At 39.9% G+C, this 9,156-nt stretch carries 8 protein-coding genes and 3 pseudogenes; 3 read left to right on the plus strand and 8 right to left on the minus strand.

Annotated features, from left to right (window positions below):
• On the plus strand, positions 1-319 hold a 319-nt coding region (locus HSISS2_RS09995), incomplete at its 5' end, for an IS3 family transposase (RefSeq protein ID WP_042767145.1).
• Positions 320-373: 54 nt separating this feature from the next.
• On the opposite strand, the pseudogene adhE reads toward HSISS2_RS09995, so the two are convergent.
• The 4 genes and pseudogenes from adhE to HSISS2_RS10010 all read right to left on the minus strand — a co-directional run.
• Positions 374-2,961, minus strand: a pseudogene (adhE, locus tag HSISS2_RS10000) (bifunctional acetaldehyde-CoA/alcohol dehydrogenase).
• Between the two features lie 140 nt (positions 2,962-3,101).
• Positions 3,102-4,115, minus strand: coding sequence for a M13-type metalloendopeptidase (locus HSISS2_RS12265; RefSeq protein WP_368000086.1), 1,014 nt, complete (start codon positions 4,113-4,115; stop codon positions 3,102-3,104).
• A complete protein-coding gene (locus HSISS2_RS12270) occupies positions 4,025-4,996 on the minus strand; it encodes a Neutral endopeptidase O (protein ID WP_021146590.1) in 972 nt (323 codons plus the stop codon). The genes HSISS2_RS12265 and HSISS2_RS12270 overlap by 91 nt, the downstream gene beginning before the upstream one ends.
• A gap of 81 nt (positions 4,997-5,077) precedes the next feature.
• Positions 5,078-5,392 (minus strand): annotated as a pseudogene (locus tag HSISS2_RS10010) (DUF3459 domain-containing protein); the annotation flags it as partial.
• 140 nt (positions 5,393-5,532) lie between these two features.
• Between HSISS2_RS10010 and treR the strand changes: the two are divergent.
• Positions 5,533-6,242: pseudogene (gene treR / locus HSISS2_RS10015) on the plus strand (trehalose operon repressor).
• A 55-nt stretch (positions 6,243-6,297) separates the two neighbouring features.
• Here the strand turns inward: treR and HSISS2_RS10020 are convergent.
• The 4 genes from HSISS2_RS10020 to HSISS2_RS10030 form a co-directional block, all read right to left on the minus strand.
• Positions 6,298-6,858, minus strand: a complete 561-nt coding sequence (locus tag HSISS2_RS10020) for a TIGR01440 family protein (RefSeq protein ID WP_021146594.1) — start codon at positions 6,856-6,858, stop codon at positions 6,298-6,300.
• Between the two features lie 12 nt (positions 6,859-6,870).
• Positions 6,871-7,209 carry a hypothetical protein gene (locus HSISS2_RS11180; protein WP_008536082.1) on the minus strand — a complete coding sequence of 113 codons (339 nt, stop codon included), beginning with the start codon at positions 7,207-7,209 and terminating at the stop codon, positions 6,871-6,873.
• A gap of 32 nt (positions 7,210-7,241) precedes the next feature.
• Positions 7,242-7,598 carry a hypothetical protein gene (locus tag HSISS2_RS10025; protein WP_002887526.1) on the minus strand — a complete coding sequence of 119 codons (357 nt, stop codon included), beginning with the start codon at positions 7,596-7,598 and terminating at the stop codon, positions 7,242-7,244.
• A 164-nt stretch (positions 7,599-7,762) separates the two neighbouring features.
• Positions 7,763-8,644, minus strand: a complete 882-nt coding sequence (locus HSISS2_RS10030) for a class II fructose-bisphosphate aldolase (RefSeq protein ID WP_002887525.1) — start codon at positions 8,642-8,644, stop codon at positions 7,763-7,765.
• A gap of 232 nt (positions 8,645-8,876) precedes the next feature.
• Between HSISS2_RS10030 and HSISS2_RS10035 the strand changes: the two genes are divergently transcribed.
• A partial coding sequence (locus HSISS2_RS10035) for a transposase family protein (protein WP_042767147.1) occupies positions 8,877-9,156 on the plus strand: 280 nt, incomplete at its 3' end.

A 9,156-nucleotide genomic window follows, 5' to 3' on the forward strand; every position in this document is an offset into this window, starting at 1 on the left:
GAAACACTATGAGAATACGATTCTCCATAGTGAACCAGGCTGGCAATACCAACACGATTCTTATCATCGGTTCCTAGAGAGTAAGGGAATTCAGCCATCCATGTCACGTAAGGGAAATAGTCCAGACAATGGCATGATGGAGTCCTTCTTTGGCAGTTTGAAATCGGAAATGTTTTATGGTTACGAAAAGACGTTTAAATCACTTAATCAATTGGAACAAGCTATTGTAAACTATATTGATTATTACAATAACAAACGAATTAAGGTAAAACTAAAAGGACTCAGTCCTGTGCAATACAGAACTAAATCCTTTGGATAAATTAAATGTCTAACTTTTTGGGGTCAGTACAATAGAGCTACTTTAGTTCATCGTCTACCCTTTATAATCAAAAGCAGTTTCGATAATTTCTTTCAATTCTGAAATAAGTGGTTCTTTTGGATTAGCTGTTGTACATTGGTCTTCATAAGCATGTTCAGCCAAAGTATAAGCAGTGTCCTGAAGAAGTTTCTTAGTGACGCCTTGTCCTTTCCAGTTCATGTCAATTCCAACAGCAAGTCCTAATTCATAGACTTTTTTAGCCAATACTTCAACCAACTCAGCATCTGATTGCTTGTCAGTTCCCCATCCCATGTAACGAGCAATATCCGCGTAATCCTTGTCTGCACGGAAGTAATCATATTTAGGGAACATCGCATGTTTTTGAGGATCACGTCCATTGTAGCGGATAACGTGTGGCAAGAGGATAGCATTAGTACGTCCGTGTGGAATATTGTACATTGGACCAACCTTATGCGCTAATGAGTGACTAATACCAAGGAAGGCATTTGCAAAAGCCATACCTGCAATGGTTGATGCATTATGCATCTTTTCACGTGATTCTTCATCAGCAAAACGATAAGAATGTTCTAGATTTTCAAAGACGAGTTTGATAGCTTGAAGAGACAATCCACGTGTATAATCACTTGCCATTACTGACACATAAGATTCAATAGCGTGAGTCAAAACGTCCATACCTGTATCAGCAGTAACGCTAGCAGGCACACTCATAACCAAGGCTGGGTCAACAATGGCAATGTCTGGAGTCAAAGCATAGTCAGCCAATGGATACTTGATATGTGTTTCACTGTCAGTGATAACTGCAAATGATGTTACTTCTGAACCTGTTCCTGAAGTAGTTGGAATACAGATAAATGTTGTTTTTCTGCATAAGGAATCTTGTAGGTACGTTTACGGATATCCAAGAATTTTTGCTTAGCTCCAAAGAAGCTTACATCTGGGTGTTCGAAGAACATCCACATTGCCTTAGCGGCATCCATTGCAGAACCACCACCAAGGGCAATGATAACGTCTGGTTGGAAGTCTACAAAGCGTTCCAAACCTTTATAAACTGTATTTGTAGATGGGTTTGGTTCAACATCTGAGAAGACTTCAATCAATGGGTCATTGTGGTTAAGTTCCAATTGTCGTTTAACCAAATTTGCATAACCAAACTGAACCATACCTGGGTCGCAGACCAACATAACACGTTCAGCCTTGATGTGACGCAAATAAGTTATTGAATCTTTTTCAAAGAAAATTTTTGGTGGGACACGAAACCACTGCATGTTATTGCGGCGCTTTGACAGTGTTTTAATATTAAGAAGGTCAAATGAGCTAACATTATGAGAAATTGAGTTGTGACCGTGTGAACCACATCCAAGAGTCAATGATGGAATCATATTGTTGTAGATATTACCGATACCACCTTCAGATGATGGGCTATTTACCAATACACGGCAGGCTTTCATGCGAATACCAAATTGGAGTTGAAGGTCTTCATTTTCAGTATGGATAACAGCTGTATGTCCGAGACCACCTAAGTTAAGCATCCCTTCTGCTTTGGCAAATCCATCTTCAACACCATCAGATTTGATAAGAGCGAGTACTGGAGACAATTTTTCCAAGGCAAGTGGGTGTTCCATAGTTGCATCTGGAATTTCTGCCAAAAGCATTTTTGTACCTGCAGGAACTTTGATACCAGCTTTTTCTGCAATTTCAACGGCTGAGTGACCAACAATCGCTCCGTTTACAGCTGTACGTGCTTCGTTAAGAACGGCTTTTTCCAATTTAGCAATATCAGCTTTTTTAGAGATAATCACACATTGATGGGCTTCGAATTCAGCCTTAACTTCATCATAAACAGCAGCATCAACGATTGCTCCTTGTTCAGAGGCACAAATCATACCATTATCAAACGTTTTTGAAACAATGATATCATTAACAGCACGTTTAATTTTAGCATCAGCTGCAATGTAGGCAGGAACGTTACCAGCACCTACACCAAGGGCAGGTTTACCAGTTGAATACGCAGCCTTAACCATACCAGGTCCACCAGTCGCAAGAACGGTAGCAATCTTTGGATGGTTCATCAAAAGACCAGTTGCTTCAATAGATGGCTCTTCAATCCACTGGATACAGTTCTTAGGTGCACCTGCTTCAATCGCTGCATCACGAACGATACGAGCAGCTTCTGCAGATGATTTTTGAGCTGAAGGGTGGAAGGCAAAGACGATAGAATTACGTGTTTTCAATGCAATCAAGGCTTTGAAAATCGTTGTTGAAGTTGGGTTAGTTGTTGGTGTTACCCCACAGATAACCCCAACAGGCTCAGCGATAGAAACCAAACCTTGTTCTTTATCTTCAGCCACAACGCCTACTGTTTTGTCATATTTAATACTATTCCAAATGTATTCAGAAGCATACATGTTCTTGATGGCTTTATCTTCATAGATACCACGTCCTGTTTCATCAACAGCCAATTTTGCCAAGTACATGTGTTTATCTAGGGCAGCAATCGCAGCATGGTGAACGATATGGTCCACTTGCTCCTGCGTAAAGTTAGCCATAGCATCGAGGGCTTCAACCCCCTTCGTTGCTAATTCATCAATTACTGTTTGAACATCTTTAGTTTGTTTAGTCATATGAAACTCCTTTGAATACTTGTTAAAAACTTCACAAGCTTTAACACAAATCTATTATAGCGTTTTCTACACATTATGTAAACCTTTACATTGATAAAAATAAAGAAATCCGTCCATTTTTGGACAGATTTCATCACTTTTTACCAAATAATCACACGTTCTTCTGGAGCACGCCACATGCCGTCGCCCTCTTTGACGTCAAATTCCTTGTGAAATTCGTCGAAGTTGCTCACGATAACATTGGTACGCCATTTAGCAGGAGCGTGGACATCCACGCTGGCCAGCATTTGCATGTATTCTTCACGCGCCTTCATACGCCAAATCGTCGCAAAGTTAACAAAGAATTCACGAACTGAAAAATCCTTATCTCGTTTAGCTGCTTCTAAGGCACAGGCTACACCACCGAGGTCAGCCACATTCTCAGAAACAGTCAGTTTGCCGTTGACCTTGGCACCATAAGAGTCCAAGCCCTCAAACTGATCCACAATCTTATCAGTACGTTCCTTAAAGGCTGCATAGTCTTCTTCAGTCCACCAATTCTTAAGACTACCATTCTCATCAAAGGAAGCACCGTTTGTATCAAAGGCATGGGAAATCTCATGAGCAATGACAGCACCGATTCCGCCGTAGTTGGCTGATGACGATTGGTGAAGGTCATAGAAAGGTGCTTGAAGGATAGCTGCTGGGAAAACAATTTGGTTCTGCTGTGGGTCATAGTAAGCATTAACCATGTGGGCAGGCATATGCCACTCACTGCGATCAACAGGTTTATTCCACTTGCTCCAACTATGTGCAACTGAAATTTTGACTAACTTCTGTGCATTCTCAACAAGTGATAAGTTTTCATCAATAATCTTCTTATCATATGTCTCAGGTAGTTTTTCTGGGTAACCAATGTGAGGCGTAATAACATTAAGTTTCGTAATAGCCTTTTCACGTGTTTCTGGTGCCAACCAATCCGCTGTTTGAAGGCGTGATTTATAAACATCAATCATGGTTGCCACTTTGGCTTCAACGTCTGCTTTTGCTTCTGGAGAGAATTTTTCACCTGCATACCAAAGTCCTAGAGCCTGATTGTAAGGGCCCTGTGCCAAATAGTAGGCTGCTTTTTCTTTTCCATAGCTTGTGGTGTTCCTGAAAGCGCACGACCATATTTTCCAGCCAAGATACGAAGCTCGTCTGTCAAATAGGCATTCCAAGATGTAGCAGCATCGATAAGTAAGTCCGCCTTAAGTAACTCCCAATTTGCTTCTGAGTAATATTCCGCTGCAAATTCTGTCCAGAAGCGTTCTTCAGGAACGATAACTTTATCAGGAACTTGGCCCAAGATTTCTGTGAAGATGTTATCAAGTGGGAGTTCCGGTGCTAGCTTGGTAAAGTCTTCCCAATTATATGGGTGGTAGAGTTCTACATACTCGGAAGATTCTTCACTCGAAAGGACATACTTGGCTAACTTAGCATCAAGAGCGATAACCTTGTCCAAGATATCTTTGATTTGTTCAGCTGTAAAGCCATATTTCTCTAGGAGTTCTTCTTGAGTCTCACGCCAAATTCCTAAAAGCTCCTTGCCCTTTTCATTATCCTCAGTGTAATAGGTTGTATCAGGTAAAATAATACGTGGTGCTTCAGCCCAAAGAACATTTAATTGAGCATTCATAAAGTCTGGAGACACGCCGAATGGAAATGCATTGGGCTTTCCAGACATCTCGTACTCAGCAATTTTCGAAGCAAATTCTGAGAATGAGGAAAGCTTCTTGTATTCTTCAATCAAAGGTTTAACAGGCTCGATACCAACTGTCTCACGTTTGTCAAAGTCCGCAGCCATACGGTGAAACTTAATGAAGTTTTGTAGAATAGGATTGTCAGGAATATTCTCTCCCGCCAACCACTGATCCGTTGTTTCAAGCATGAGGTTTTCTATTTCATCTGCTAAATCTGAGAAACCACCTGTACGAGGCTTATCATCGGGAATCACTGCTGTCTTTTCCCACTCACCATTAATCGCATGGTAAAAATCATCTTGTAAGCGTGTCATTACACTTCCTCCATCAACATTAAAAGTGCTTTCATTATAACAAAATTCCCCAGCAAAAGCATTTGCCGAGGAAAAATTAGCTTATTTAACTAGGATTGCCAAGGTTTGATATGGTTTAAGAACTACCTTTTCAGCAAGCTCTACATGCTCATAGTTGGACAAGAGCACTTGTCCTGCTTGGTATTCTGCTGGAATCGCCACTTCAGCTTCACTTCCATAGAAATGATTGAGTACCAAGAGTTTTTGACCGTCTAAGTGGCGTTCAAAAGCATAGACCTGCTTGCTATCTTCAAGTGCTGGCAGGTAGCTACCTTCTGAAATGATCGGCATTTCCTTCCGCAAGCGAATTAATTCTTTATAGAAATTAAAGATTGGTCCGTTTTGAATCTCCTTTTCTTTTTTGACAATATCTGATTGACTTGATAAACTAATTGTAAGCGATTGCAAATTTGTCTGCAAGTGTTCCGTGATTTTTTACCCATATTTTTTGAAAAAACAATAGTTGTATGTTTTTTTGCCAACAAATAAGGAGAGCAATGAAAAAATACCAGGTTATTTATAAAGATTTAGAAAAAGCTATTCATAGCAAAGAATATCAAGTTGGAGACTTTCTACCCACCGAGCAAGAATTAGTAGAAACTTTCCAAGTTAGTCGAGACACCATACGAAAGGCATTGGCTTTACTCGTTGAAGAGGGCCTGGTTAAAAAGATTCATGGATCAGGCTCTCAAGTTATTAGTCAAGAACAAGTGAACTTCCCTGTATCTTACTTAACCAGTTACCAAGAGCTCATAAAACAACAAGGCATTAAATCACAAACCAACGTTATCTCTCTAGATAAAATCATCGTTGACACCAATCTCTCAGAAAAAACTGGATTTTCAAAAAGCCAACAGGTTTGGCGTCTTATTCGTCAAAGAGTAGTTGATGGTTGTGCTCTGTCGTTGATATTAATTACCTAGATGCGAGACTTATGCCTCAACTCAACCGCAGCATCGCTGAGAACTCCATCTATGATTATCTTGAGAATCAGCTCCACCTTAGCATTTCTCATGCCTTTAAAGAAATCACCATTGATAACATTACCGAGCAAGACAAAATCCTCATCGATATCGGCAAAGATCATCACGTCGTCTGCATACGCTCAAAAGTTTATATGGATAATGGAAATCAGTTTCAGTTCACTGAAAGCCGACACAAACTTGAAAAGTTCAAATTTGTCGATTATGCCAAGCGTCATCACTGAAGATATAGAACCAACCAACATAAAAAGTATCGGACACATAAGCATCCGATACTTTTTAGTTTTTACGAATAGGATCTGATAAATACTCAGCACGAGCACCACCAATCAACTTAGGACGACTCGCTAAGGCAGTCACATGAGCTCCACCCAGTTCTGAAGTAATGGGGCGAAGAGGAACTTGAACTCTCTTCACATGCATACCAATAGATGTATCCCCAATATCAATACCAGCCTGAGCCACTATCTCTTCCACCTCAACAGGATCCTTCATGTAATCAAAAGCAGCCAACTGACCACTTCCACCGGCATGCAAAGTTGGAAGCACATTGACAATTTCCAAATCTTTAGCCAAAGCAAGCTCACGCTCAACGACCAAAGCACGATTCAAATGTTCACAACCTTGCACAGCCAAGTAAATCCCTTTCGGTTCCAAAACCCCAAGAATAGTCTTCACAATTCGTTGACCAATTTCACGGCTAGAGGCTTTGCCGATAGTTCCACCAGCAACCTCACTGGACGATAAACCCAAAACAAAGATAGCTCCCCGCTTAATTGCAGATCGTTCAACAATATCTTCCACTAATACCCGTGTCTTCTCTTCTAAATCTAACAACATCACAAGCCTCCTTTAAACAACGGCCGTATTTAGGATTCGCACAATAAGATAATATAGAATCACAAAAAAGATAAGGAAAAATGCCCCTAACAGTAGCAACTGCATCCGACGTTTCCTACTTAAGTCCCAAGAAAAACCAAATCCCGTCAAAAAAGGACCAAAACTATAGCTAAGCATAAACCATAGGTCTACACGCGCCATATGCCAAAAAGATGAAATAAAGGCCACCAAACCTATTAAGGATAAAATCCAAGAATAGTCCCAACGATCTGATTTAGCAAAAGCCAGACCAATTAAGAAACAACCCAAAGCAGGCATAATAATAAATGATAGGGTCATAAAATAAAACATGCCATTATTATAGCATGTTTTAAAGATTCATGTTAGTGGCGGTTAATAACACCATAAGCAATTGTGAACGCAATAGCAGCAATTCCCACAACGATTGCCATGATACTCCAAAAAATGGTCATAGCACGACGTCCCTTGCGATTGTTGAAAGGAAGACCCCAACCAATCATGATAACGCCTAGTAAACCGAGCCATACTTTATAAGTGACAACAATAGCCCCATCAAAGTAAGCAAAAGCAACCAAGCCTAAACCTAACAAGGAAATCAAATAAGACCACTTCCCCTTCAAAAATGAAGGCAAGGCCCAACCAAATAACAATAAACCAAGTAGAGCAAGAGCTCCACCACCAAAAAATACAGGTACAATATAATTATCAAACATATTCATATTATAGCATATCTTAAAAAGTTAGGAAATAGAATCTATCAACCAAAGCCATATCCGCTCTTTAAAATTTGTTTGCGCTCAATCACAGATTGATTCGCAGATATTAACTATATATTTGGGTACAAAAAAACAAGATCCAGAAAAGACCTTGTTCTTTTTTTCAATTAAGCTTTGTTTGCTGAACCAAATACGTCAATACGTTCTTCAACAGCTGCTGTAATTGCTTCGAAACCAGGTTTCAAGAATTTACGTGGGTCAAAGAGTTTCTTCTTGTCGTATTCTGCTTCATTTGCTTCATATTCAGCAACAAATTTACGTGTTGCTTTAGCAAATGCGATTTGACATTCAGTGTTAACGTTAACTTTAGCAACACCAAGTTTGATAGCTGCTTGGATTTGATCATCAGGAATACCTGATCCACCGTGCAATACGATTGGGAAGTTAGGTACAGCTTCTGTCAATTTTTGCAAGTGATCAAGGTGAAGACCATTCCAGTTTTCTGGGTAAGGACCGTGGATGTTACCGATACCTGCTGCAAGGAAGTCGATACCAGTTGCAACCATAGCTTTAGCATCTTCGATTGGTGCCAATTCACCGTCACCGATGATACCATCTTCTTCACCACCGATTGTACCAACTTCAGCTTCAACTGATACACCGTTAGCATGTGCAAATTCAACAACTTTAGCTGCTTTTTCAAGGTTTTCTTCAACTGGAAGGTGAGATCCATCGAACATAACTGAAGTGTATCCTTCACGAATACATTCCAAAGCATCGTTGTAATGACCGTGGTCAAGGTGAATAGCAACTGGTACAGTGATACCCATTGATTCTACCAAATCTTCGATAAGAGCTTTACACAATTTGTAACCACCCATGTACTTAGCAGCACCCATTGAAGTTTGGATAAGCACTGGAGCTTGTTTAGCTTCTGCTGCACGCAAGATAGCTTGAGTCCACTCAAGGTTGTTTGTGTTAAATCCACCGACTGCGTAACCATTGTCACGAGCTGCTTGGACAAATTTTTCTGCTGAAACGATTGCCATTATAAAGGCCTCCTATATTTTTTGGGTTTGAACCCGTTTACATGTTTATTCTATCACAATTAGATTCAAAAAACTAGCTTTTCTACAATTTGTAAGCGTTTTGATTTTTTAGGCTCTATAATTTCTGTAGTGGGTAAAATCACTATAGAGATTATAGAGCTTTTTGAATGCAGACAAAAAGTCCCATAAGAACTATAATGAAAAGCAACCAAACCATCATTAGGAAGAACTTATGAGACTTATTAAGAATACCACAGAATTAATCGGAATTAAAGACCCAAATATCATTATTTCTCTTGTTTTTGAAAAAGATACCTACATCGAGGTTCAAGCAACACTTGATTATCCTGCACCATCATGTCCTCACTGCCAAGGAAAGATGATCAAATATGACTTTCAAAAGCCTTCTAAAATTCCTCTCCTTGAACAAGCTGGAACACCTACACTATTACGTCTTAAAAAGCGTCGTTTCCAGTGTAAAAGTTGTAGGAGAGTCACGGTAGCTAAGACAT

The sequence above is a fragment of the Streptococcus sp. HSISS2 genome (assembly GCF_000448665.1).
Classification (GTDB): Bacteria; Bacillota; Bacilli; order Lactobacillales; family Streptococcaceae; genus Streptococcus; species Streptococcus raffinosi.